The 25360-nt window shown below is 57.4% G+C and carries 17 protein-coding genes and 3 pseudogenes; 6 read left to right on the top strand and 14 right to left on the bottom strand.

What is annotated here, in order from left to right; translation table 11 throughout:
- Positions 1-183: 183 nt before the first annotated feature.
- From FCU66_RS32395 to FCU66_RS32365, 7 genes and pseudogenes are all read right to left on the bottom strand, one after another.
- Entirely contained in the window at positions 184-645 is a 462-nt protein-coding gene (locus FCU66_RS32395) for a hypothetical protein (RefSeq protein WP_136617753.1), read from the bottom strand.
- A 183-nt stretch (positions 646-828) separates the two neighbouring features.
- On the bottom strand, positions 829-1533 hold the full coding sequence (locus FCU66_RS32390) for a hypothetical protein (RefSeq protein ID WP_136617754.1): 705 nt from the start codon (positions 1531-1533) through the stop codon (positions 829-831).
- A gap of 199 nt (positions 1534-1732) precedes the next feature.
- On the bottom strand, positions 1733-2689 hold the full coding sequence (locus FCU66_RS32385; protein ID WP_136617755.1) for an IS1595 family transposase: 957 nt from the start codon (positions 2687-2689) through the stop codon (positions 1733-1735).
- Between the two features lie 391 nt (positions 2690-3080).
- Positions 3081-5732, bottom strand: a complete 2652-nt coding sequence (locus FCU66_RS32380) for a bifunctional diguanylate cyclase/phosphodiesterase (RefSeq protein ID WP_425462879.1) — start codon at positions 5730-5732, stop codon at positions 3081-3083.
- 524 nt (positions 5733-6256) lie between these two features.
- Positions 6257-7123 carry a class I SAM-dependent methyltransferase gene (locus FCU66_RS32375; protein WP_136617756.1) on the bottom strand — a complete coding sequence of 289 codons (867 nt, stop codon included), beginning with the start codon at positions 7121-7123 and terminating at the stop codon, positions 6257-6259.
- Positions 7124-8001: 878 nt separating this feature from the next.
- Positions 8002-8252, bottom strand: a pseudogene (locus FCU66_RS32370) (IS21 family transposase); the annotation flags it as partial.
- A gap of 434 nt (positions 8253-8686) precedes the next feature.
- Positions 8687-10561 carry a bifunctional diguanylate cyclase/phosphodiesterase gene (locus FCU66_RS32365; protein ID WP_246094126.1) on the bottom strand — a complete coding sequence of 625 codons (1875 nt, stop codon included), beginning with the start codon at positions 10559-10561 and terminating at the stop codon, positions 8687-8689.
- Between the two features lie 467 nt (positions 10562-11028).
- On the opposite strand from FCU66_RS32365, the pseudogene FCU66_RS42345 reads away from it, so the two are divergent.
- The 3 genes and pseudogenes from FCU66_RS42345 to FCU66_RS32355 all read left to right on the top strand — a co-directional run.
- Positions 11029-11168: pseudogene (locus FCU66_RS42345) on the top strand (helix-turn-helix domain-containing protein); the annotation flags it as partial.
- Between the two features lie 417 nt (positions 11169-11585).
- The gene (locus FCU66_RS32360; RefSeq protein ID WP_136617758.1) at positions 11586-11798 is read left to right on the top strand and encodes a hypothetical protein; all 213 of its coding nucleotides are present in this window, start codon (positions 11586-11588) and stop codon (positions 11796-11798) included.
- Between the two features lie 494 nt (positions 11799-12292).
- The gene (locus FCU66_RS32355; RefSeq protein WP_246094125.1) at positions 12293-12490 is read left to right on the top strand and encodes a hypothetical protein; all 198 of its coding nucleotides are present in this window, start codon (positions 12293-12295) and stop codon (positions 12488-12490) included.
- An 86-nt stretch (positions 12491-12576) separates the two neighbouring features.
- On the opposite strand, the gene FCU66_RS32350 is transcribed toward FCU66_RS32355, so the two are convergent.
- Both FCU66_RS32350 and FCU66_RS32345 read right to left on the bottom strand, forming a co-directional pair.
- Positions 12577-13377, bottom strand: coding sequence for a GGDEF domain-containing protein (locus FCU66_RS32350; RefSeq protein WP_136617759.1), 801 nt, complete (start codon positions 13375-13377; stop codon positions 12577-12579).
- Positions 13378-13535: 158 nt separating this feature from the next.
- Entirely contained in the window at positions 13536-14096 is a 561-nt protein-coding gene (locus tag FCU66_RS32345; protein WP_342778230.1) for a DUF4172 domain-containing protein, read from the bottom strand.
- Between FCU66_RS32345 and FCU66_RS32340 the strand changes: the two genes are divergently transcribed.
- Positions 14040-14615, top strand: a complete 576-nt coding sequence (locus FCU66_RS32340) for a cation transporter dimerization domain-containing protein (protein ID WP_246094124.1) — start codon at positions 14040-14042, stop codon at positions 14613-14615. The two genes, FCU66_RS32345 and FCU66_RS32340, sit on opposite strands and share 57 nt — an antisense overlap.
- Positions 14616-14750: 135 nt before the next feature.
- Here the strand turns inward: FCU66_RS32340 and FCU66_RS32335 are convergent, their stop codons facing one another.
- Together FCU66_RS32335 and FCU66_RS32330 are read right to left on the bottom strand one after the other, a co-directional pair.
- Entirely contained in the window at positions 14751-15056 is a 306-nt protein-coding gene (locus tag FCU66_RS32335; RefSeq protein WP_136617761.1) for a hypothetical protein, read from the bottom strand.
- Between the two features lie 264 nt (positions 15057-15320).
- Positions 15321-16395, bottom strand: a pseudogene (locus tag FCU66_RS32330) (dihydrolipoyl dehydrogenase family protein).
- A gap of 485 nt (positions 16396-16880) precedes the next feature.
- Here FCU66_RS32330 and FCU66_RS32325 point away from each other — a divergent pair.
- Entirely contained in the window at positions 16881-19541 is a 2661-nt protein-coding gene (locus FCU66_RS32325) for a bifunctional diguanylate cyclase/phosphodiesterase (RefSeq protein WP_136617762.1), read from the top strand.
- 492 nt (positions 19542-20033) lie between these two features.
- Positions 20034-20561, top strand: a complete 528-nt coding sequence (locus FCU66_RS32320; protein WP_136617763.1) for a Ros/MucR family transcriptional regulator — start codon at positions 20034-20036, stop codon at positions 20559-20561.
- A 654-nt stretch (positions 20562-21215) separates the two neighbouring features.
- Here FCU66_RS32320 and FCU66_RS32315 read toward each other — a convergent pair.
- The 3 genes from FCU66_RS32315 to FCU66_RS32300 form a co-directional block, all read right to left on the bottom strand.
- Complete coding sequence (locus FCU66_RS32315) at positions 21216-22751, bottom strand: FAD-dependent oxidoreductase (RefSeq protein WP_136617827.1); 1536 nt, start codon at positions 22749-22751, stop codon at positions 21216-21218.
- A 324-nt stretch (positions 22752-23075) separates the two neighbouring features.
- A complete protein-coding gene (locus FCU66_RS32310; protein WP_136617764.1) occupies positions 23076-23831 on the bottom strand; it encodes a GGDEF domain-containing protein in 756 nt (251 codons plus the stop codon).
- A gap of 617 nt (positions 23832-24448) precedes the next feature.
- Complete coding sequence (locus tag FCU66_RS32300) at positions 24449-24670, bottom strand: hypothetical protein (RefSeq protein ID WP_136617765.1); 222 nt, start codon at positions 24668-24670, stop codon at positions 24449-24451.
- Between the last annotated feature and the right edge of the window lie 690 nt (positions 24671-25360).

Here is a 25360-nt window from a genome sequence, read left to right as displayed (position 1 = left end):
CCGACTGTCCCCGTCCGCGGCGGTCCGCATGGTTTGCATTCAGGATATGGATGCGGCCGGCATCGTTCGCGCGCATTTCCCGTTCTCGACAGTCTCGCCGCTGATCGGCGACGATAGGATTGGCCGATAGAGCGGAGAGTTTGCCTGAAGGAATCAATCAGGTCTTGCTCGCTTCGGCTCTCCTCAATTGCGTGGCAGCTTGTGAATTTCTAGCCGGACAGGCCCGCCCCTGTCACAACTCGTGCAGAAAAGCGCGCGCTCGACCGAGCTGAACAGAGCGCCTTTTCCATAGCGCTGGATGAGCCCGGCGGGTTTTACCGTTGCATGGTGCGAGCAGGATCTGCACCAGGCCCGTAACACATGCCACTCGCGAAGATCGCCGAGCGCCACATCGAGGCCGGCATGGACACTGCCATCGATGATGGTCTGGGGCGGTATCTTCACCTCGCCCGGCGTCAGGATTTTCTCCATCACATGCCGACTGTTGTAGTGGATCAGCAACATGCCCGGCCGGCGCCGGATGGCGGCCTGCCAGGCCGCCTGGCTCACGGTTGAATCGGGGGAGCGCGAAATGGTCTCTGACAAAGCCTGCTCCTCGCGATCCCAGACCTCGATCCGAAAATTGTCTTCCGCTGTCTTTGCCATAGCTTCGCCGGCCAGCGCGATTGACGCCGAGCCATGGTCCTTTGTTGCTCCAGATCACGCTGAAATAAGGAACATATTCCTAATTATATACGTGACATAGCCGAATCTTGCTGCTATCGATTTTAGCGACAGGCCGGCACGTCACGGAATTTAGGAAAGTTCCTATGACCGAGACATTGGATTCTATCTTGGCGACTTTATCGCCCAATGCGGAAGCTTCCCTGCCGACGTTGCGAGATATGGCGCTTGATCATCGAATTTTGGAGGTGGCAGCAGAGATTGCCGATCAGTCTGACGTTGTCGGAGTTGAGAAATCGCTTCTTGAAAATCTGGTTCGGACTGTGATTTGGTTAGACCGCTTGGATGGCCGCCGAACCTAATTTTGGTTTTGTACATAATCGGGAACTGGATCAGCCATAACATGGCTTTCATCTCTTCAAATAGAGCCGAAAGGTAGCGCACAAGCCATCCCAAGGCTTCCTCAGAAAGCAAGACGTTGTCCACCTTGCCCCGTCGACCGCGTAGCTTTCCAATTCGGTATTTGTTGTCCCAGATTGTCGAGTGAACCACGGCGTCGCGAAACTGCTTGCCTTCGGAAAATCCGCCTAAGGTCGCTTGGTATAGAGCAATCATCTTTGGATCGTTTTCGGTGGCGCCGAGCGCGGAAAGAAGGATTTCCTTGAGACCATCGGTGCCGTTTATTCGGCTTGTGATTTCCAGTTTCGACGCTGGATAGGCGATGCAATCGCCGACCATTTGGTGCAATAGTGCCTCAGTCTCGTTGTAGAGTATCGCTACGCTTCCGATTTGCTGAAGCTGGGTGTCGCTGAAGTTTTTCAGCGGTGAAAGGCTCTTGTAGCCCATAGGAAACTGTTTGGTGGTCTTCATGTCCGAGAACGCGAAAACGCACGAAACCCAGGAACCAGACAGCGTAGTCGCCAAACGTCGCGATGATGCGTTGCGCCGTGCATTGAAAACCCCTCCGTCCAAGCACGAGACGAAGGGGAAGCCAAAGGACAAGAAGAGTCAATCTTCGGATCGAAAGCGCTGACGTTTCCGCCAGTGCATGAATGCCGCCGCTTTCTGCTTAAGCGTAAGCGGTTTCGTCAGTTTGTTGATAGGTCAGGCGTTTGCCTGACGTGCCCCGGATCAAATCGTCTGACCGCTCGCTATCGGTAACGCCAAGGGCGGCGCGGCGATTGTAGCGGAAATCGAACTCGGCCAAGTAGCGGTGCAAGTGAGCCTCGCCGCAATGCTGATAGACGCCGACCATGCCGCGCTTGAAGACTGAGAACACGTTTTCGATGGTGTTCGTGTGGACGATGCGGTCGGCCTCATAGCGAACGTATTCGCCTCCAGTGTGCTTGACCGTAGCGTGGTCGGCGAACTCCTGTCCGGTGATCGGGTAGAAGTTGGACTCGTCGGTCATGAGCGTCGATTTGCGGTCGGCATTGCGGACCAGCACGTCGCGGACAGACGCCTTCGTGGCACGCTCGACATGGAAGGAACGGACAGAGCCGCCACGTTCGACCAGCGCCACGATAGAACGCTTGGACGAGTTGGAGGGCTTGCCGCGAATGGTGCGCTTCACAACCCTGTCCTTCGGCCCGAAATAGGTCTCGTCGGCTTCTACGATCTTGCCTTCGCCGCCAAGTGGACCAGACGACTTCACGTCTTCCTTCATGGCTTCGCGGATGCGGTGCGCCATGAACCAAGCGGTCTTGTAGGTGACGCCAAGCATACGGTGCAGCTGGTGCGCGCTCATGCCTTTCTTGGACGAAGCGTAGAGATGGAAGCCGAGAACCCATTTGCAGAGCGGGATCTTCGAGCGTTCCATAACGGTGCCAACGGTCACGGTGAAATGTTCCCGGCAAGCGTTGCACTGAAACAGGCCGGGACGCGTGGACTTGCCAGCGAGCTTGCGGATTGTCTCACCATCCGTGTTGCCGCAATGCGGGCAATAGACGCCATCGGCCCAGCGGATTGCTTCAAGGTGCTCGCGGGCTGCGTCGTTGTCGTGGAACATGGTTGCGGTGAGGTTCATCGGTCTAACTCCTTGGATTCATTTATCCTCCTAGGAGTTAGCTATGTCAAGTATATAATTGGGCTCCCGCTGGGGCGGGAAAATGATGAGCGCTTTCAAGTGCCAGCGCCCGTTCAATGGCTGATGACAAAGTCATTTAAGAACCCAAACAAAGCGCTGTCTATTAACTATGACACGTCGGGCATGTAAGATCTTATTTCGGGATTGGATCGTGTTTACATTGGCCGCAAAATATTTCAACGCCAACATCAAGGCGATGTGGGCAATTTAGTGATTTCGATCATCAGCGTCCGAGCGGCTGTCGTCTTCTATCGCGTTGCTCCCGGCAGGGCGGGGTACGAAGAACGCTCTCAGCCGACCCAATCGTGCCAGTCAAACGCCGGCCTGACACTTAGCTGGCCGCGCGCAAGCGCCGAGAGCGAACAAAGGCCTTTAAGCCGTTGGAATCCAGCGCATGCCCAAAGGCATACCCCTGCAGTATGTCGCAGCCCAGGCCGTTGAGTACCCGTGCGTGCTCCATCGTCTCAACGCCTTCCGCTATGACTTCGATACCCAAGGACTTGCCGATTTCAATGATCGACGAGACAACCTGCCTTCGTTGCGGCGATTTGACAATTGGGATGACCAGTTGCCTATCTATCTTCAGTCGGCGAGGCTGCAGCTTGAGCAGGCTGACTATGGAGGCGTAGCCCGTACCAAAATCATCTATCTCTATATCGATGCCGAGTTGCTTGATCTGCTCGACATTCCAAGTAACCAAATCATCATTCTTGTCAAGGAATATAGATTCGACAAGCTCGAAAGAAACAGTTCCTTTCTTGATATTTAATTCCGTCAGGCTCTTTATGAGTTCATCATCTTGAAGGCGTCGCGCCGAAACGTTGACTGATACCCGTGGAATACGAAGATCGTCGGCAAACCATTCTTTGAAATCCGAAAGCGATTGCTTCAATATGATTCGGTCAATCGTCGAGAGGACATTCAGTTCTTCCGCGATACTTAGGAAGACATCGGGCACCAAAATACCCTTCTCTGGATGTCTCCACCGCGCCAAGGCCTCAACTCCAACAATTTCGAGCGTCTTTGCGTCAAATTGGGGCTGGTAGAAGGCAATGAACTCCTTGCGCTCAAGGCCGCCAAGAATTTCGTCGGCAATCCGCTTTGTGTCGACGATTTCGCTTTGCATCGCCTCAGTAAAGAATTCATGTCGATTGCGCCCACGGCTCTTTGCTCGGTAAAGCGCGATGTCGGCGTTCACCAGCAGGTGCTTGGCTTCGACGCCTTTTCCGTTGTCGACTGCAATTCCCACGCTAACCCCAAAACGGCATCGGTGGCCCTGGTAGTAAACGGGTTCGCTCATCTGGCTGATAACGCGGTCAGCCAGCAGCGCCAGCTGCTTGATATCGTCATGCACCGTGCACAGTACGACGAATTCGTCTCCTCCGATTCGAGCAACGAATCCGCCATCGTCGACCACGGATCGGAGGATATTTGACGCGTGAACCAGCATTGCGTCACCCGCGGCGTGGCCAAGCGTATCATTGATGTGCTTGAACCGATCCAGATCGATGTGAAGCAGCGCCGCATAACCGCCGTCGCGCCTGGCGTTTGCTGCGTACTCTTCCAGTACCTGGTCGAGGTAACGCCGATTGGGCAAACCGGTCAGCGAATCGTGAAGCGCAATGTGCTCTATGCGCGCCTTGGCCAATTCGAGTTCTGCATTTTTCGACTCGGATAGCTGCTTTGCGCGAACCAGATCGTTGTGTAGCAGGACATCGGCTGTCACATCCCATTCCGCGCCAATCATTTTGGGCGTGTCGTTCCCGACTTGGTATATGGTCGCCTTGGATCGGATATGGCGAATCTCACCATCCGGACGAATAATCCGATACTCTGACGAGTATGATCCGCGGCTGGCCACGGCGCTGTCGAAATCTGCATGGGCGCCAGCCAAATCCAGCGGGTGGATCGCGCCCGCCCAGTCTGAGTATCCGCGGCGCCCCTCGGGTGGTTTGCCGAATATTTCATTGACGCGGGCATCCCACGTAAGGTCATTGGTCGCGAGATCGTGTTCCCAAACGCCAATGGTCGACGCCTCCAGAGCGAGTTCCAGGCGTCTCGACAGTCGACGCAGTTCCGCATAGTTGCGCTGCCTCTCGCCAATCAGACGACCTGTGACCAGGAATGGGATCACAACCAGCGCCCCGGCCGCCGCCATGATCGCGCGCAAGAACCACGCGTTGTTGGACGTCGAAGACCAACCGTTTTTGGGAATGGCTGCGATCTGCCACGAACCGGACGGCAGCAGAACTTCGGCCGTCACTGGATTGCTTTTGCGGACGCCCACATCGCCGAAGAATTGATCTCCGCTTGGGCCGAGGGCGTCTTCTCCGATGAGCGCGACGTCAATCCCGAGATCATCGTCAAACAGGCCGCTCGCCTTGTAGAGGCGCTGCACATCCACAACGGCGGAAATGATGCCCCAGAATCTTTCAGTGTTGCCCGCACTCGGCACGAAAACCGGAAAACGACCGATGAAGCCTTGGCCTCCCTGCTTCAGGTCGACGGGACCGGCAAGAATCAGCTTGCGCTCGTCTCGCGCTCGTAGCGCGGCCTCACGCTGCCGATCGTCCTTGCGGTAGTCGAGCCCAACCGCTTTCTCGTTGCCCTTTAGCGGGTACATCAAGGAGACGACCAGATCGGGCGCACCTGCAATATTGCGCAATTGCGAGTCGTCACCAAACAGATTGCTTGCGAGCGAGGCAAAGCGCTGCTGTCCCATGTATGGTTCAGTCACGACTGTCGCGACCAGTCCACGCACGAGTTGAAGGTTTCCGTTGATGTTCCCTTCGAGCTTGGCGCGGATGAGATTGACTTTGGCCAGGACATCAGCACGGGCGGCTTGGTCCGAGACGATTTTGTTCTGATGGTCCGCATACGCTGCGCTGATGGCAATAACTAAAACCGCCACCGCCGCCGGAATATTTGCCGACGAAAAAATGGCTGTCTTTATATCGCCGAACCGGGCGCCGAAAAGAGCCAATAGGCGTTTCCTCAAGTGCTATTCAAGTTCTCGGGTCTAGCTGACGATGGAACATTAGCTTTCATTAATTAATTTTGAACTTCACAGTCCTGAAAACTTTGCACTGTCCGACCGTTGATGTCGTTCTCGGGTCGCCGCCGGAGTCGTTGGAACTAGCCGCCGGCTTCACTTGACATCTTCGCGCTGCTTACGGCCATTGTCTCCGGTTACAGTGTCGACACCACCGTCCGCGCCGGAACGGCCAGGATGGGCTCGCCGCCATCGGCATTCAGCGCTCGAGCAGCTCTCAGCCTCGGAGACCATGCCGTTTCCAGCCGGTCCACCGGCTAGCGGTGAGCATTGGAGCGACTGGGGGGCTGCCCTTTAGGAAACCTCTACTCGCCGGAGACCGAGGGCCGTGGCTCGCATCGAACCGTAGGGTGGTGGACTCGAAGCGCCAGGCATCGTCATGAACATTGACAGAGCGATGACGGTGCGAAACTCGATTGACTGTAGCTCAACATTAAGGGCCGATTCAGTCGCTGCTAGTGTCCCTCGATCACCTTGGGAGCGACAAGGTATGGCACCTTGCCGACACTACGCTTCGTCGCGCCTATGGAATAGGCCATTGGTATCTTGGGAGAGTTCTTTGGCAAGCCGTACATATCCTTGCCGGCCCTTACTGCAAATGAAAAGTGTTGCCACGAAACCGTGTCATGCTCATTCAGAAAATCCAGCGTCAGCCCCGCTGAAATCAGCGCGTTCACCACGTCACTGATCGGATGAATCCACTCATAATAGCGAGGATGTTTCAAGATGCGGTCGTCGCCGGTGTAGGTCAGTTCCTCGTTCCAGGCGAGTGGCCGAGCTATTGGCGTTCGCCAGTCGTGTTTGAACTCCAGCGCCGCGGCCTTGCGATCACACTGGAACATCAACGGATGGCCCTCGGCCATATAGAGCCGGCCGCCGGGTCGCAGGAGATCGGCAACAACCCGCGCCCAGCGGAACACGTCGTCCAGCCAGTTTACCGAACCCCAGGTAACGTAAGCGATGTCAAAGGTCCGGCCGAGCGCTTCGACTGCCTCGAATAGTGGCGCTTCCACGAAGCGCACATCAGTGCCTGCCTTCGCGGCGAAATCGCGCGCAGCTGCGATCGCCGTCGGTGAAAAGTCGAGGCCGGTCACGCTGCCCGCGCCGAGATTCTTCAAGCTGATCGTGTCGAGCCCGATATGACATTGCAAATGGACGATATCCTTGCCGACAATATCACCGACCTCGCTCGTTTCCAGTTCATAGAGATTGGATCCGCCTGCCAGCACATTTTCGATCTGGTAGCTACCCGTTGTGTCGGTCGAATGCAGTTCGGCCCGATCATCCCAGTTGAGGCGGTTTGCACCCAGAAACGGTTTCAAATTCCCCCCAATCCCAGCGGTGACTGACGCTTGGTAAACAAATCGTTAATATATCTTTGCAGCGAAAGGGTCGCACGTCAAATCCGGGCCGGGCGGGCGGTGCGCCGCCCAAGTCGCAGGGCCATAACCCGCAGAGATGGCGCCGGTTTTTGAGGTGACGGCGTACGTTGGATCGAACGAAGTCCATGAGGGTCCAGGATGAAGACCCGAAGACGGCTGCCGGACAGCTTGCCTGAGCTCACCTTCCGCGGCTTCGGGCTGACAACCTGTCGGCCTGGGGGAACCTTCTGGAGGACGATACCCTCGCACCAAGCGATCTCGACGAACTCGATACGCACGTCAACTAAGTAGCACCAGAACGCGGGGCCGCTCCGTACACAGATGCCGGCTGTTCGTTGCGATCGAGACGACGAGCGTTTCGGAATCCGTGGCTAATCGGGACGTCAGGGTACTGAGTAAATTCCCCCATGCTGGAACGTGAAAGATCACGAGTGGTCACCAGATACATGCCCCAGTTAACGACCCCTTCTCTCCCCATGATCTGTTAAGTGTCTGATAGATCTAACTATTATATCCACCATATTCTGGTGCACAACAGTCCCTCTCCGTGCCCACGGCCACGATGGATCATCCTTGAACACCTTTCGACCTATCTTTCGTTTGAAGTTAGGTACTTACGAGTTGCACTCGCCCCCTGCCTGACGGCGGAGAAAGTAGCCCTAACCCATCACTCACAGGGTCATTGCGAGGGCAAGAAATATCTAGTCCCCGTCTCGCAACGCGGTCGCGATCTCGGGTCTCTGCAACTTCCGACGGGCCTGCTGAACGACCGATATTGCGCCATAGAGCGGACATTTGGTTTTCCGCGCCCGTCACGCGATCCGCACATAGTCCTTCACGACCGTGTAGCCGCCACCAAATCTGTGCTCGTCGCGGCGCCACCTAAAAATCCGTATCGCCGAATGACGCTGCTTTATCGGACGGGTCCGGTCTGCTTCCAGGACCACGTCGATCACAGGCAACAGAGAACCGAGCTTCGGCCTCGTCACCGGCTTCGTTTCCGACCGCCCGGCAGCAACGAGAAACGGCACATCTTCGAGACCGTCTCCCGGCTCAACCCGAACAGACGGCGGCATAGACTTCCACGGCAGAGATTCCCAGCCGCCCCCCAAGTGGCCAGACTGGAAGATGAGGTTGGGGACCTTGAAGTCGCCTTCATCAGTTTCATCGAAGGCCGGCCGACCATGCTGTGAAGAGGGGAAAGCAGATGTCCATCGCCGCCTCGAACTTTCTTGAGAAATGGATCGACGACAACATCTTCGACAAGCCGCGGAACGCGGAAGGCGGCCCGCTGCCCCGATCGCTGCGCGTCTCGCCAAGAGGTGCGGCCAAGACGCGGTGGCGAAGGGGCTCACGGTCAAGGCGATCGAAGACAATGTCGGCGGCCTGAGCGACTTCATGGCCGAGGCGATGGGACGGCGCCGCAGGGAAAGGTAGCAAATCGGGGGTGTGCGAGTGACGACCCAGTCGACGCTGAGACAAGAGCCGTCCTGGCACTTCCGTCTATGCGATTGCCGTGGTGGGAAAGTTGCGTTCCGTCTGACGGCGCTGATCTGGCTCGAATGGCAGCTTTTGAGCAAAGCTTCGTAGCAGACGCGTGGTGGTCAAAGCATCTGCGGGTCGGGCAAAATGAAAGCCTTGACCGAATGTACAGCCGAGTTCGCGGAGACGCTCATGCTGCGCAGAGCACTCGATGCCTTCTGCGATAATTTTCTTGCCCAGTTTTCGCGCAATGTCGATCAGCGCTTCGACAATCACCTCGCTTGGACGGTCGATCAGCATGCGATCGACGAAGGACTTGTCGATTTTGATGATGTCGACCGGAAAACTGAGAAGATGCGTCAGCGACGCATATCCAGTTCCAAAGTCATCGAGCGCAACAAGCATTCCTTTTTCTCGAAGACGCTCCACAGCTCGGACCGTGTCGTTGCCCGGATCGCCCATGAGCACGGTCTCGGTGACCTCGAGCACAACGTGCTTCAATGACACTTTGGCTGCATCGAAGGCTTTCGAAAGACGGGTTTCAAGATCGTTTCGTCTGAAATCGGCGGCCGACAAATTGATGCCGACGTGCTGGAATGGAATGCCGTTCGCGATCCAGGATCGAACGTCGTTCGCGATCTGTGAGAGTATGCTGTCAGTCAGACGGCAGGCAACTTCCCGATCCGAGAGCGCTGCCTCAAAGTCGCCGGCCGCGACAATACGGCCGTCGGTCGTTTTGATGCGAGCCAACGCCTCGAGCCCGATGATTTCTCCGGTGTCGAGGCGAACGAGTGGTTGATAATAAGCGACGACCCGCTTGTCGGCGAGCGCCTGGTCAACATCTCTGATCGTTTCTATCCGGCAGGTGATTGCCGTGCGAAGGCCGGGCTCGAATTGAATATAACCGCCGCGGTTCGTCTCTTTGGCGTGATAGAGGGCAAAGTCTGCATTTTGACGAAGCAAATCGGCATTCGTACCGTCAATACCGTACACCACGCCACCCATCGTTACCTGAGGGACGATCGTGTTTCCGTCGCTATGGAAAGGTTCCCTCATGGCGTTGCGAAGGGCGGACACCACGACGGATAGGGCAGTATGGTCCGGACATGGATCAACGACAATGGCGAATTCATCGCCTCCGAGACGACAGGCTAAAGCCAATTTCGCGTATCGCAATCGTGATGCGACTTCCTTTATGAGGGCGTCGCCCACCATGTGTCCCATCGTGTCGTTGATGAATTTGAGATGGTCGATATCGAGCAGGATCAACCCGAAGGATGTCGAACCGGTACGTGGCTTGCGGTTGATGAAATCGTCGAAACAGCGTCGGTTCGACAAGCCCGTGAGCTGGTCGTAGAACGCCAGTTGATGGTTTTTCTTCTGGATTTCCATCTGCGCGAGGGCAATCGCGCACAGATTGACGCAGGTTTGGACGATCAGCCGCTCCAGATCGCTTGGACCGCGTTTCGTGCGATAGTAAAAGGCGAATGTAGCAACAACACGCCCCTCGCTGGCCTTAATGGGGCTTGACCAGCAAGCCATCAGACCAAGAGGAAGGGCCAATCCGGTGAACGGCGTCCACAACGGATCGGTGGAGATGTCAACGACCTCAATTGGTTTTCCGAAGTAAGCCGCTGTGCCGCAAGATCCGACGCCCGGACCAATCGCAAGACCTTCCAACGCATCGGAGTAATGTTTTGGAAGGCTTGGGGCGGCGACGGGATGCAAACGCCCGTCGACGCCGACAGACAGGATTGAACAGATTGCGGTCGGGGCAAGCCCCTCGGCGCGGCGGCACAAGAGTTCCGCGACAGCGTCGAACTGCATGCCCGTAGCAATAGCCTCCAGAATTTCGTTCTGAAGAGCCAACATGTGCATATTTGGATTTTCGTTCACAGCAATCCTCAATGACGTAGCGAGGACTAGGTCACGTTGAAGTTATTAAAATATGTTGAAGTTCTGGACAAATTGAGCAGGCCAGGCGCCAGGTCTCCTTCCGTGTTTGTCAAATCGGCGCCAACGCCCGATCCTGCGAGCTATTGCCTTTGCTAATGTTAGAGCTGCCAGAAATTTGTTTTGGGAGAGCGATCAAGATCGGCAGCGTTCGTCACCTCTCTGCTACTCAAACAAGCAATACCGGCCCTGGTTGTGGCGCACCGCCGCGGCGCCGCGAGCACGTCGTGGCCCCCATTGGAACCGTGGCCAGTCGGGTTTGCTCGCAGATTTAGGAATTCATTCTCCGCAAGCGCAAGAGATATTCCGCACAAATGCGGAGATTGCCGCCTGCATTCTCCGCAAGATGTCGATCTGAGGGCCACAGATGTGCAACAAGCTGTTGCATATTCCTGCTATCTATTGCGCCCGTGTCTGACCCGAACCACCTCACTCCTGAAGAAGTCATCGCTCGCTACCGCGGACAGCTGGGCAAAGGGACGCTTCGCAACTGGCGTTGCACGCGCATCGGCCCTCGTTCCTCAAGATCGGCAAAGCAATCCTCTACCCGAGCAGCCTTGTTGGCCGTCGTCATGGATAGGTCCGCCTAGGCTGGATCTAGCGCTTCACCCTTGGGGTGATCTCTTCGACCCTGGATGGCGGGCTGATCAATCCGCCAAGAGATGCTCCAACGCCAGTGTGTCGATTCAAAATTCGCCCCCCGATCAACCGCTTGTCTGGTCGTGCTTAGCGTGTGCCCTATTTCATTTCAGCGATTGTGACATGGGGACCGGAATTGTGGCCGGCGAGAACAGATGGCGTGCGAGTCAAATAGGGGACGTGGACGGTTCAGATTGCCGAAGGAGGCAAGGGTAATCCTGCAGACGTTTGAGAACCAGGCCGCCGCGGAGCACTTCGCCGAAGGCCAACGATTAAGGCCCCCCGGCAAGCCGCCCATTGACGATCGGTGTTGATTGAGGAGAGAGCTGTGAATGACATTTCCGAGGCGGCCGGAGAAGCGCCCGACTTCATTGTCAACGACGTTCTCAACGTTGCTGAATACACGGATCTAGGCGTTGTAGTGACATTGGTTGATGCGCAAGGAAGTCGCGTCCGTCTTCACCTAAAAATCGGCATGGGTGAGCTGCTCTGCGAGCGAATTGCCAACGCCCTGGAATGCCGGTATGGCGAGAATTCCTAGAATACGACCTAGGCCCGCTAGCAACATCGTCTTGCCGCCAGGGCACTGCGGTACACAAACACAGCCGCAGCGTTGAGAAGCTTATAGCGGTATGGTGAATGACCGGTTAATAGGCCTAGCGTTTCGAGGCGCCGGTATGGCTGGAAGCCAAGGCGCCATGCGCTGGGGGTAAGCCTGGCAAAGCGGGTGCCGTAGGCGGGTCAAGCGCCCGAAAGCGAGGCCGGGATCATCGAAAACAACGAATGCAGGTGGTCTCGCTTCGCTCCTACCTGCAACCGGGAGCGCTACCGCCTTTATGGTTTCTTTACAAACGACCGAGTAATTTTGCCGGGCTGGGCGTTTGATGACACTCTCGTTTGGCAAACTAGGCCCGGTGTGGTCGTAGGCACCGGGCACAACGCCATAAAATGTCTTGAACGCCTCCCGGCCCGTTCCGTGCTTTCGATGCGGTGCCATTGGATCTTTATGGGGCGAGATCAGCCAGGGCGCAGACAATGACCAAGATCACCAAGCGCTACAACATGCAGCGAGAACATAGCGGGACCTGGTCGATCATCGACATGTTCACGGGGCAGCCGGCGATTCTCGACGGCGTTCTGTTGGTTGGCCTGAAGCTGCTAGAGGCCGACGACATACTGTATGAACTCAATAACCTGGACTTGAGCGACAGGAAGGCTAAAGGAATCGCCTGAAGCTACTGGCGTGCACGTGCCATATAACTCGTCTGCCTATCGCTTTTGGTCTGCTAGGCGCTACTTATTGGCAACGGTAGGCCTATTTATCTGCTGGGTGTTTCGCTCACCAAACCTTGCGACCTAGATGACTGATAGTCGAACGAAACGCGGTTCCGCCCCCGTTGTTTCGCTTCAAAAAGGCACCGCCACGCAGCGCGTAGGACATCCTGAGTATCTGCATCGCGAGGGATTTCTGCACCACCGATGCTGACAGTCACCTTCACGCCGTCTTGTTGCCCTTTGATCCAGGGAAGCCCCTCGATATGCCGACGAATGTTCTCCGCAATAGTAATCGCCCGGTCTTTGCGCAAGTCTCGCAGCAAGACCCCAAACTCTTCGCCACCAAGGCGGCCAATTGAGTCACCGGGGCGGGTCGTATAGACGAGCGCCTTTGCAACCCGAAGCAAAGTCTCGTCACCCTTGGAATGTCCGTGCTCGTCATTGATTGAGGAGAAGTGATCCGGATCGATCAGGAGAAGCGTGTCGTATTCTCCTTCGTCGCGCCTTCTGTCCATCCTAGCGATGAATTCACCGCGGCTGAGGAGCCCCGTCATCTGGTCGTGGCTGGTTACAAAGGTCAGCCTGTCGTGCGCCTCTTTGAGGGCTGTATGCGACTTCTCCAACTTGTCACATGTATCCTGGATCGTTTCGGATTGGTTGAAGATGTAGGAAGCGACGGGCATTCCAATGAAAATGGGGATGAGGGTGCATTCCACCCAACTCAGCCAGTCGATTGGCATCTGCAGCGCAACTCTCGCCGTAAATGACAGACCGAAGGTCGCGACGACTGCAATTACGGTCACGACTAAGGATTTGCCCAGAATACGTTTGGTGCGCGGCGTCATATTCCTTGTTTAGCCCTTGGCGCTGAACAGGCCGTTACCAAGTCGCATAAAATCACTCTGGTCTTTGAGGCACAGACGCGTGAGTGACCGTGCCAGGCAAGTATGCGTTTGCGGTTCGACACTGCAAGTATGTGTCAGCCGGTTCCGCAAGACGCCGGTCAGGCCCGGCTGCACCCCTCGATCGTCTGCCGGGCCTCCTTCCCCGATTCACTGTAAGGGCAAACTCGCCAGGCGTCGAAGCCCATCTCCCGGCGAGCGCCTCGTAATGCACTTTCTCGCGTCCGATCGGACCGGAGACCACCTGCATGGGACCCGGAGCTCTCGTTGCGCCAGGCGCCGACAATGATCTTCGTCATGCCGCTACGCCCGGTCGGAAACAGCGCGGCATGCCAGGCGAATAGCCGTTCATCGGTCAGCGGGGTTGTATAATTCTGGGTAGCGTCGAGCATCATCTCGACGACGCATTCAATGCGGCGATCGACAGGCGCGAGAGCACCAATATCGATGCCGAGACGACGGGCAATGGAGGAGCGAACTTGCTCCTTGTCGAGTACCTCACCTTCGATCTCACTGGATTTGAGGACATCTTCGGTCAATGTCTGCAGAACGGCTTCGGCCCGCAGATCGAAACCAAGCGCATCCATTCGCCCAAGGAGGCGGCCTTGGCGAAGCCGAACGGCAGCCAGTTGCTCGGCGAGGTCCTGGCTGCTCCAGTCCAACCTGGGCCAGACAACGAGACGGTGCTGGACCGGATCATGCTCACCGCTGCCAAGCGCCGCCTGCCTGTCCACCATATCACCGTCCAGGACATCGGCGATCGGTTATCCATTGGGCTCGATATCGAGGTCGACGGCCGGATGACTCTCCTTGCGGCTCATGCCGTTGCCTCGAAATTCGAGGCGGCGATCCGGGACGAACTCGGCGCCGACGTCGAAGTCGAGACTCACATCGAGCCGCTCGCGGTGTCACATCTGGCTGGAGAGGATGCGCCCGCCGCGGTCATCGCGGCGATCGCTGTGTCGATCGACGCCGTCGCCGCGACGAGCGCTACGATCCGGGACATCCATGACGTCCGCGTGCGGCAGACATCCGCGGGCCTTGTCGTCACCTATCATTGCCATGCGGACCCGGCGCTGGATGTCCAGACGGTTCACGACAATGTCGATACACTCGAGCGCGAAACACGCATCCGGCATCCGGACATCGTTCGCGTCATCGGGCATGCCGAGCCAGGATGACAAACTCCCCCAGCCTGCGATCCTGCCGGCTGGCAACTTCTGATGTGGAATCCTTCCGCGCGAAAGCTGTGATTGGACCAGCGCCTTCCGCCGTCGAAGCCGTCGACCACAGACGGCTTCGGCGTGGATCGGGTGCTACATCGCCGTCTTTTCGCAAGCTTTCTTGGCCTCTGGCGTAGACGTGTCGACCACATAGGTCTTGCCGTCTGCTCCGGTCATCATCATGAAACAATGATCGAGGGGCTTCGACATCTTCATCATCTCGCCCATCATCTTGTCGCCGGACTTCATCATCATCGTTCCCATGTGGCCGTCCGGCATTATGGCGACGACTTCGCCGCCCTTCATCATCGACATCGTGCCCATTGCGTCGTCGGCCAGGACGGGTGTCGCCGAAAGACCGATGAGGCAGACCAGACCTGCGAGTTTCATAACGTTCATTACTTCCTCCTGTGTTGATGCAACTTTTGGTCCGTGAGAGTGGAATGCGTGTTGTGCCGTTGGCGGTTGCCCGTCGCCGTTTAATGCCAAGGCGGCAGACATGATCCGAAAATTAGGTATTCGTCACAGAAGGCTCACTGTTACATCCGCCAGCACCATCCAGTATCCAGTATGAGGTCGCGCGATAGTCGTTCATCTGCCGAAGAATGCGGTCCTTTGCTCAGCCCGTCAGCGACTGGAGGCCTTTGACACCAGCTGTCGCCGTTACCTGGCGCAGCAGGACAGTTTGCTCACATCCCTGTCGAACGCCTGAGCCGCGAGCTTCAGGCCCTCGACGGTCGTGAGGTATGGGAAGACCGTCTCCGCCAGATCATCGATCGTGAGACCGCAGCAGATAGTCAGCGTTGCGGTCTGGATGCTGTCGGCACCCTCAGGTGCGAGAATATGCGCGCCCAGCAGCTTGCGGGTTGTCCCGTCCGCGACGAGCTTGATCAGCCCCCCTGTATCGCGGGCCGCGAGCGCGCGGCAAATTGTCGAGCGAAAGCACCGAGGTCCGCACGGCATGCCCGGCGCCACGGGCTTGCGCCTCTGTCAAACCGACGCTCGCTACCTGCGGATCAGTAAAAACCACGGCCGGCATTGCGCCGTTGTCATAGCGGAGGCTGTTGCCGTTCAGAGCATTCCTGGCCGCAAGTTTCGCGCCATAAGCCGCCATATAGACGAACTGGTCCTTCCCCGTCACGTCGCCGGCAGCATAGACGCCTGTCTTCGAGGTGCGCATACGATCGTCGACGACGATTGCGCCGGAGGATGTCTGCGCAACCTCCGCCTCGGCAAGTCCGAGGTCCTCAGTGTTCGGCGTTCGCCCCGTCGCTACGAGTATCCGTCCGGCGGTCAATACGTCCGGGCGGCCGTTCCGGATAATCGCGAGCATCACACCGCCATCATCGGTTTTCCGGACAGACTCGGAGGTCACGCCACTCACGACCGAGATCCCTTCATTGGCCAGATAGGCCGCCAGCGCCTGCCCGATCTCCGGCTCAGCCTCGGGCAGAAGCCGGCTGCGGAAGACGAGCGTCACTGCGACGCCAACGCGTGCGAAGGTCTGGGCGAGTTCGGCTCCGGTGTAGCCGCCGCCAATTACGACCATCGAACGCGGCAGTTCCTTCAGCGACAATGCGGTTGTGCTGTCGAGAGCTGCGACTTCCGCAATGCCAGGAATATCGGGCAGCGCGGGCCGCGCGCCCGTCGCAATTATGATGCGCTCCGAGCTGAGACGCTGTCCATCTACCTCGACGCCGCCGTCAACGAGCCGCGCACGGCCTTCGCGATAGGCCACATTGTTGTATTCCGGGAGAAGGTCGGCGTATTTCGCCTGGCGCAGTGCCGGCGTGAAATGAAAGATAGGAACCTGACCATCGAAGGCGAGCGGACGCTGATCCGCTGGCTTCTCCGTTGGCTCCAGCTCGACAAGGTGCTCGGCCGCGATATGCCGGTCGTAAGCCCGGCGCCTCTTCAGGCATTGACGCGCCGGACTTAAGGTTCAAGCAAGTTCAGCTTCACCGCCGCCGAATGCCGTAAGCAAGCCAACGCGGGCATAGAACCACGAAACCGAATGACTGTTCTTGGCGGATGCCGTTGAAAAGGTCTCACGCACCGCAAAACAAGTGCCGACGCGCTTTCCTCATGGATCATCCGGACTGCCAGATAAGCGAGGGTCTCTCTATGCGCCTTTTCTAAATTTTGAATAGGGGCACCAAGATTCGATTAAGTCTGCTCCTATATCCTGCACCAATCGGAAGTTAGGCCGACCGAGAGCCCACCATGCCATTTGCACTTCATCAGCGCTTCCGGACCGTGATGGCCTGGACCAGTCTTCCGGCGGCGATAGCCGTTGTCGTGCTGTTGATCGCGGGACTTTTTGCCGACCATCAAAGCAGCATTGTTGCCGAACAGGCATTGCGCGTTGACGTTGCGAAGGAGATGAACCTCGTCCGCGCCAATCTCGAGGGCAATGTCAATGGAGACCTTCAACTGGCGCGTGGTCTCATCGCAACGATCGTTACCGAACCGAATATGAGCCAAGCCCGCTTTGCCAAGCTGGCAGAGAGCCTCTTTCGCGAGAAAACACACCTCAGAAACATTGCCGCTGCCCCCGGCCTGGTCATCTCGTTGATGTATCCGATGGAAGGCAATGAAAAGGCTGTTGGGCTGGATTTTCGCAAGGATGAAAAGCAGCGTGAAGCTGTACTTCGGGCACGCGATACCAAACAATTGGTTTTGGCTGGTCCCGTGGAGCTCAAACAAGGAGGTCAGGCATTTATCGGGAGATTCCCTGTCTTCCTTGACCGTGATCGGCCGACCGAGACGTTCTGGGGCATCGTGGCCGCCGTAATCGACATTCAGAAACTGTACGAGGACAGCGGTCTTCTAGACAAGAAATTGCCGATCGAGATCGCTCTGACCGGCAAGGACGCTCTGGGCCAAAGCGGCGCGCGATTTTACGGCCCCGCGCACGTGATGGAAGACAATCCCGTCACGGCCGAGGTGCGGTTGCCAACAGGATCGTGGCAGATTTCCGCTATTCCCAAGGCTGGTTGGAATGCCACGCCCCGTAATGCCTGGATTTTGCGATTGGCAATGCTCATCGGCGGCGCTCTGGTCGTGGTTCCGATTGTCATTGCAGGGCGGCTTTTCGAGCAACGGCATAAGCATTACACCGATCTGCGCCGCAGCGAACGACGGCTTGCACAGCTTTCGGAGAGGCTGGAACTTGCGCTTAGTGCCTCGCAGATTGGCGTCTGGGAACAGGATCTCGACTCGGACATCATATACTGGGACGACCGCCTGAACGAAATCTATGGAAAGCCGGCGGATGGCGAACCGAGGACCTTCGAGGAGTGGTCAAGATCGATCCACCCCGACGATCTTGAGCAGGCTAAGCGGGATTTCGTGCAGGGGGTCGCCACCGGCATATACTCTTCCGAATATCGCGTAATACTTCTCGACGGAGGTGTTCGACACCTCCGCGCGCGCGCCAAGAGTTACAAGGACGGTATCGACCACAAAATGGTTGGAGCGGAATGGGACGTGACGGCGGATGTGGCCCTGACGCGGGAGTTGGAACAGGCAAAGGACCTCGCCGAAACGAGGCATGCTGAGCTCGAGGCGGCGACGGCGCGCAATGAGCATACAGCGCTTCACGATACGCTGACCGGCCTTCCAAACCGCCGCAACCTCGACACCATGCTCGATAGTCACGCCGCCACGGGGTCAACGGCTGGCAGCGGCGCCGCGCTTCTGCATCTTGATCTTGATCGTTTTAAGCAGATCAATGACACACTCGGCCATGCCGTCGGCGACGCCGTGCTGATCCATACCGCGAATGTGCTAACATCGACTATTCGGCCAGCAGATTTCGTTGCCCGAGTCGGAGGCGATGAGTTTGTCGTCGTCTGCAGAAACGACATCTCAATAGGCCAACTCAAGCAGTTGGCCGAGCGTATCATACAGCGATTGCGAGAGCCTGTTCCCTATAAGGACCACCAATGTCGTATCGGGGTCAGCATCGGCATCGCGGTCGATGTGGAGGGGCCCATCGACGGCCCACGCCTGATGGTCAACGCGGACATAGCCCTCTACCGAGCCAAGAGCCGCGGACGTAATCGGTATGAGTTCTTCACCGAAGATCTCCAGTCTGAGATCGTTCGGACCAAACGGGTCGCCGATGAGATCCTCGGCGGGTTGGAACGCAACGAATTTGTTCCGCACTACCAGCTGCAGTTCGACGCGAAAACGTTAGAGGTCGCCGGCGTTGAGGCGCTGGCGCGCTGGAACCATCCGACCGATGGTCTTCAGACGCCAGCCGGGTTCCTGAAGATTGCGGAAGAGTTGAATGTCGTTTCGATTATTGACCGACTGGTACTCGAACAAACTCTCCACGACTTTGATCAGTGGCAGAGGGCCGGGCTGCTGGTTCCGCGCGCTTCGGTGAACGTCTCCGCGAAACGGTTACAGGACGAGGAACTGATCAACAGCCTGACGTCACTTTCAATAAAACCAGGGACCGTTTCGTTCGAGCTTCTAGAGTCAATCTTCCTCGACGACAACGATGAGCTCATGGTCTGGAACGTCAACCAGATCAAGGAACTTGGAATCGACATCGAAATTGACGATTTCGGCACCGGCCACGCGTCGATTGTCAGCTTGCTCAAACTTCAACCGCAACGGCTGAAAATCGCACGCCAGCTAATTAGTCCAATCGCCGAGTCAGCCCAGCAGCGAGAGGTCGTACAATCGATTGTGCAGATTGGCAGGTCCTTGGGGGTGGAAGTCATCGCCGAAGGTGTGGAGACAATGCAGCAGGCCAAGATCCTCAAGGATTTGGGCTGCGACATCTTGCAAGGCTATGCGCTCAGCCGACCGATGAGTGCACATGGGATCATGAAGTTTTTAAGCAGCCCGCGAATGCTCGCGGCATCCTGAGATCGACGCACGCCGGCGACGAGCATCCCCGGCCGATGCCAGGCGCTTCACAAGAGCCTTCTCGTCCTCGGGCAAAAGTCGTTCTTTCTGAATATCAGAGGAGGAGTCAGTCTGACCGGACGACCGCGTTCGAAAAGCGTCCCGAGATGGGCTTCCGCGCGAAATTCATCCCACCGCTCAAGCCGAAAGCCCGACCTCGGGAAGCTCCGGATCGTTAGTGGACCCGAAGTGATCATTCCTAAGGCCGTTTGAACTCTCGAAAGCCAGTTTGCAGGCGACGCTCCGCTTCAGCTAAAACAGCCACGCATTACCACTTCGGTACCTCAAGTGCTGTTCGGAATTCCCGCCGCAGCCGACCAAAGCGTGGAAGCGAAGCTTGCCGGCTTGATATTCGCAAAGAATAAGGATTGCTGAGGGATCACGAATTGTTTGCTTGATCGACGAAACAGGCAAATCACACGTGTTCAGTGTGCCCCATAAGAGGAAAACTCCATGATCGTTTCTCCCGAGAAAGACGACCAGACCGATCTCGTATCGATCGCTGCAGACATCGTCTCCGCCTATGTCTCGAACAATCCGTTGCCGCCCGGCGAGTTGCCGAAGCTGATCGGCGATATCCATGCCGCCCTGCAACGCTTCGGCACGCCTCTGGCCCCGGCCCCAGTCAAGCCGGAACCGGCGGTGTCGATCAGGAAGTCGGTGACGCCGGATTACATCATCTGCCTGGAAGACGGAAAGAAGTTCAAATCCCTGAAGCGCCACATTGCAACGCACAATCTAAGCCCCGACGAGTACCGGCAGAAATGGAACCTGCCCTCAGATTATCCGATGGTAACGGCGAGTTACGCGGCTGCCCGCTCCGCCCTGGCGAAATCAATAGGGCTAGGGCGCAAGCCGGCGATGACACTAGCCGTGGCAGAAAGCCCAAAACGTGCCGCGCGTGCAGCACCAATGAAGACGACCGCGGCGGCCGTAGAGCCGCGTGTGGCGAAAGCTCGCAAGGCACCCGTCAAAAAGTAGCTTTCTGCAACTGACCGAGAGCCCACTCAAAGGCGAACCTGAACAGGAAGAAGCCCCGCCTTTTGCGGCGGCGCTTCTTGCACGTCGGATTCACTCGGCGCCCAAAGCACTAAAATGCGGCATCCTGAGTGCCAAGGAGTTGGCCCTATTGAGTCGTGCGTTCGACGTGGCATGTTGTCAGCGTCTGGTAGATGACCATTCGTTGGTGGCGGAAATCATAGCGGAGGAAATAGTTGTCGCTTACCAACTTGGAGTGAGGGACGAGGACGAATTGATCAAGGCCGCTGGAACCTCATCACACATTGGGTAGATCACGTCCCCTCGCCCACGCGTACGTCATGACAGGCCCCAGTGAGGCCGCGCCATTGGACCCTAGGGGTGGCACGTGTGGAAGTCGGTTGTTACGCTGATTGGTGCGGTCGTGTGACCGACCCATGGCGTGATCGAGTTCTTGTTCGGCTCCATCCTTCGCGGGTTCTGACTGTACCTGGCGTCTTCGAGTTCGCCGATGTGATCGACGATCGTGAGACGGTCAGCGATTGGCGTCGCGTCAACCTTTCCCTGCCCTTTCGGGCACGTGCCGGGGACCCCGTTTTTACGATCAACATCCTTCGGGCATCCTGGATCTGCTCCGCTTGCTGCTCTCTTGCGGCATTAGGCCGAAGTCCAGTGCTCCATGGCCACCTCGGCCTCAAGGCTTTCGACATCCCGGAAAATCGAGGCCGCAGCCAGTGTGCGTCCCTCGCGCTTGAATCGCAGCAGACAGTCCCTGGCGGCGATGTTGCCCTCTGTCTCGATCTCGTCCCATCGCTCGGCATGGCCGACGTAGTTGATCGGGACGTCATAATGCTGGCTCCAGAAGAACGGGACAGCGACGAATTTCTCGCGATGTCCAAGCATGTTGAGCGCCGCTGTCTGCCCCTGCCTCTCGGCAACCACCCAATGTTCGACCCGAATGTTCTCGCCACTGTGAGGATCTAGCCACCGCGCAATGTCGCCGGCCGCGAAGACGCCTGTCACGCTCGTTTCCAGAAAAGCGTTCACGACGACGCCGCGGTCAACGACCAGCCCCGACGCTTCGGCAAGCACGATCCGCGGCCGTACGCCGATGCCGACGACGACTAAATCCGCCGACAGGGTGACGCCGCTGCTGAGTTCAGCCTTCCTGCCGTCGATGCTGCTCGCCGTTTCCTCCAGATGGAATACGACGCCATGCTCTTCATGTAATGCGCGGATGAAGTCACCCATCTGCGGACCCAGGACGCGCTCCATGGGCCGTTTGTCCGGCGCCACGACATGAACCTCGATATCGCGTGCACGCAGAGCCGCCGCAACTTCGAGCCCAATGAAACTGGCGCCAAGCACGATCGCGCGGCGTGCGGTGGCGGCTCGCTCGATGATAGCCTTGCAGTCTGCGAACGAGCGCAGCGTGTGGACGTGCGGCAGGTCGGTGCCGGGGATGGCCAGGCGGACAGGTTCGGCCCCGGTCGCAAGCAGTAGCCTGTCGTAAGGAACCCTGCCTTCATCCGCGAGGACGACCTCTCGCGACCGGGTGTCGACGTGCACGGCTTTCATGGCGAGACGCAGGTCGATGTTGTTCTTGGAATAGAATTTCTCCCCGCGGAGCGGAATCCAGTCCTCCGGCGCCTTTCCGGCGAGGTAGTCCTTGGAGAGGTTCGGTCGGTCGACGGGTGGCGATTGGTCGTCGCTGAGCATGATGATGCCGCCCTGGAACTGCTCGCGCCGCAGCATTTCGGCCGCTGCGAACCCTGCCGCGCCGCCGCCTACGATAACGATATTCTCGGGGACCTGGCGGGAGCCCCCGGAGCGTGGTTTCGGAGCCGTCCGTTTGCGTTTCTCGCCGACGAATATCCGGCCATCCCGCTGTTCGACCGCCCAGCAGGCAAGAGGATTGAAGGCAGGAGCGTGCAACGCTTCGCCCGTTCGCAGATCGAAGCACGCATGGTGCCAGGGGCAGCGGACGGCATCATCCGTCACAAGGCCGTCGACGAGCGGCCCGCCGTAATGCGTGCATGTCGCGCTGACCGCGAACACCTCGGTTCCGCGGCGCACGATCAGCACCTGGTCGTCGCCGCAGTGGCCGACCAGCTTGCCGCCGTCAGGAAGGTCCGCAAGCGCAATGCCCTGAAGCAGATCCGGTCCTGTCGGCTTGCCTTGGTCTTGGGCCATTGCCTTCTCCCTTTGGCGATCCGGGATCGGAAGCGCCTTTTGCGGTCGAGAAGTTGGAATTCCTCTAAGACAGCCTTGGAATTCAGCGGTAGTTTCTCGCCATTCTGGACATCCTGCAAACGAATTTAATAGGCAGTAGCGTGCGTAGTTGATCGGGACGTTAGAGTACTGCGATCGTGACCAAGCATGGAAACTCACGAGTAGTCACTTGCTATATACCCCAGTTAGCAGCCCCACTTGATTGAGGGGTATTCATACTTGGGCTGCCGGCCATCCAAAACCGGGCCGTGTTTTTCAGCCTGCAATGTCTAGCAATTTGGCCGGTTAATGGTCGAACGAAACGCGGTTCCGCCCACTTTGTTTCGCTTCAAAAACGCACCGTCCCGCAGCGCGGAGGGCATCCTGAGCATCTGCTTCGCAAGGGATTTCTGCACCACCGATGCTGACAGTCACCTTTACGTCGTCTTGTTGCCCTTTTACCCAGGGGATCCCCTCGATATGCCGACGTATGTTCTCCGCATTGGTAGTCGCCTGCTCTTTGCGAACGTCTCGCAGCAGGACCCCAAACTCTTCCCCACCAAGGCGGCCAATTGAGTCACCAGGGCGCGTCATATAGACGAGCGCCTTTGCGATCCGAACCAATGCCTCGTCACCCTTGGAATGCCCGTGCTGGTCATTGATTGAGGAAAAGTGATCTGGATCGATCAGGAGAAGCGTATCGCATTCTCGTTCATCGCGTTTCCGGTCCATCCTTGCGATGAATTCACCGCGACTAAGAAGCCCCGTCATCGGGTCATGGCTGGTTACGAAGGTCAGCCTGTCGTGCGCCTCTTTCAGGGCCGTATGTGACTTCTCCAGCTTATCACAAGTCTCCTGGATCGTTTCCGATTGGGCGAAAATGTAGGCACTGACTGGCATTCCGATCAGAATGGGAATGAACGTACATTCCACCCAACTCAGCCAGTCGATCGGCATGTGCAACGCAAGTCTGGCCGTAAACGACAGGCCGAAGGTCGCGACGACTGCAATTATCGTCACGACTAGTGACTTGCCCAGAATACGCTTGGTGCGCGGCGTCATTTTGTTTCTTTAGAAATTAGCGCTAGACAGGAAGTTGCCAGTCGGACCAAGATTGTTCTGGCTACATTACGCCGCCATTAAATGCATGACGATAATTTTAGCAGTCACTTATTTTCTATCTGCTGGGCCGCCCGACCGGGGGCACCTGGCGTCCTCGACGGCGAGCTACAAAAACCCGCCACCTTCGGATGACGGGCCGTCGTTCCTTGGCCGGTCAAGTGAGACGTCGAGTCTCAGCGCAGTGCGTCACCAGCCAGAAGGTATCGATGCCCATTCGTCGTTATCCAGCGCGCATGGGCCAGATAAGCCTCCCAAGCCCAGAAAGCACGCTCAGGCCCCTTGTCAGGATCGATGCGCAGGACGAGCTTCGCTACCTCGCGCCAGCCCGCATCTTCGGTGTGCGCATCGCCGCTTCTTAGTGCAAGTTGACGGTATGAAGGAGCTACGTCGGTACGGGCCAGCCGGGCTCCTTAGGACCGCTGTCGGGATGTCCATGGTCGAGAGGAGCCGGATATTTGTAGCAGGTGCCGGCCCTGCCGACATGCGTCGAAACGCATGAGCGAACTCGTACAAGAGCGCGATTCCAATCGCGGCAAACGATTCGGTTCCCGGATGCTTCAATCCACATGCCGATCTAGCAGGACGGCAAGACCGCGCGATGCCGCCATTTCGATGACCAGCTCTTCTATATCGTCGTCGCTTAGCGGTGTGACAAAGTCGGTGCGGATTTGCTTTACAAGATCCGCAATCGAGACAGATGCCATCTTTGCATGATCGTCGAGCGCCTGCCCAAGAGCCAACACAACATCAGCATCGATATCTATTGGTAATTCGCGCATCATTTCTCCAAGGCAAAATATTGCGCACGAGCAGAACACTGGCAAGCCCGCCTTCGAACGAATAACCCACCGAAGCCAACGGGTGAAATGTTATAGCAATAGCCAGTAGAGCCGGGTTTTGTTGCGTAGCTCTCAAGGAAGGCTCGCCCTGGCAGGGCCGGCGATCAGATCCGACAAAAAACCGGCGGGCGGCGGCGGGCTTCTCTCAAGCGCTTTGGAGTCCGCCAATGCCCTGCGAGGGCATGGCGATTTGGCTTTTTTGCGAACGGCTTGGCGACTTACGGCTTCGTAAGCCGCAGCGTTGGCGAGGCCCGGACGTATCGCTGCGGTTAGCGCTGTTGCGGGGCTTCAACGCCGAAAGAAAAACCCGCCGCTCTTGAAGGAAGAGCGGCGGGTTTTGCACAAAGGACTGAATACGCGTCCGTCATTGACATTAGCTGTGGATAATTAATGCAGGCTTAACACGCGAAACCGAACGTCGGAGGAGCAAACGCGCTGCTAGAGTAAAAAATCGCGCGCTCTGGCCCTGTGGATGCTGGTTCGTCCGCACCATCAATTTGACTTGGAACTGCCATCACAAAATCTTAGATTGACGCAACGTCAAGTAGGCGGGTTCATCCCCGAAAGACGCGCGAAAAATCTCGCGTTGAGGCGCCGATAATGAGGACGGGGATGGTGGCTGGAGAACCA

It is taken from the genome of Mesorhizobium norvegicum (assembly GCF_004919685.1).
GTDB lineage: Bacteria > Pseudomonadota > Alphaproteobacteria > Rhizobiales > Rhizobiaceae > Mesorhizobium > Mesorhizobium norvegicum.
Note: the sequence above shows the minus strand (reverse complement) of the source record. Positions and strands in the feature narration are given on the sequence as shown.

Coding starts and splice junctions, on each gene's coding strand:
- FCU66_RS32320 (WP_136617763.1), top strand. CDS start 20,034: ATGATCGTTTCTCCCGAGAAAGACGACCAGACCGATCTCGTATCGATC.
- FCU66_RS32390 (WP_136617754.1), bottom strand. CDS start 1,533: ATGAAGACCACCAAACAGTTTCCTATGGGCTACAAGAGCCTTTCACCG.
- FCU66_RS32335 (WP_136617761.1), bottom strand. CDS start 15,056: ATGAACGTTATGAAACTCGCAGGTCTGGTCTGCCTCATCGGTCTTTCG.
- FCU66_RS32310 (WP_136617764.1), bottom strand. CDS start 23,831: ATGACGCCGCGCACCAAGCGTATTCTGGGCAAGTCACTAGTCGTGACG.
- FCU66_RS32355 (WP_246094125.1), top strand. CDS start 12,293: ATGACCAAGATCACCAAGCGCTACAACATGCAGCGAGAACATAGCGGG.
- FCU66_RS32395 (WP_136617753.1), bottom strand. CDS start 645: ATGGCAAAGACAGCGGAAGACAATTTTCGGATCGAGGTCTGGGATCGC.
- FCU66_RS32315 (WP_136617827.1), bottom strand. CDS start 22,751: ATGGCCCAAGACCAAGGCAAGCCGACAGGACCGGATCTGCTTCAGGGC.
- FCU66_RS32385 (WP_136617755.1), bottom strand. CDS start 2,689: ATGAACCTCACCGCAACCATGTTCCACGACAACGACGCAGCCCGCGAG.
- FCU66_RS32325 (WP_136617762.1), top strand. CDS start 16,881: ATGCCATTTGCACTTCATCAGCGCTTCCGGACCGTGATGGCCTGGACC.
- FCU66_RS32350 (WP_136617759.1), bottom strand. CDS start 13,377: ATGACGCCGCGCACCAAACGTATTCTGGGCAAATCCTTAGTCGTGACC.
- FCU66_RS32300 (WP_136617765.1), bottom strand. CDS start 24,670: ATGCGCGAATTACCAATAGATATCGATGCTGATGTTGTGTTGGCTCTT.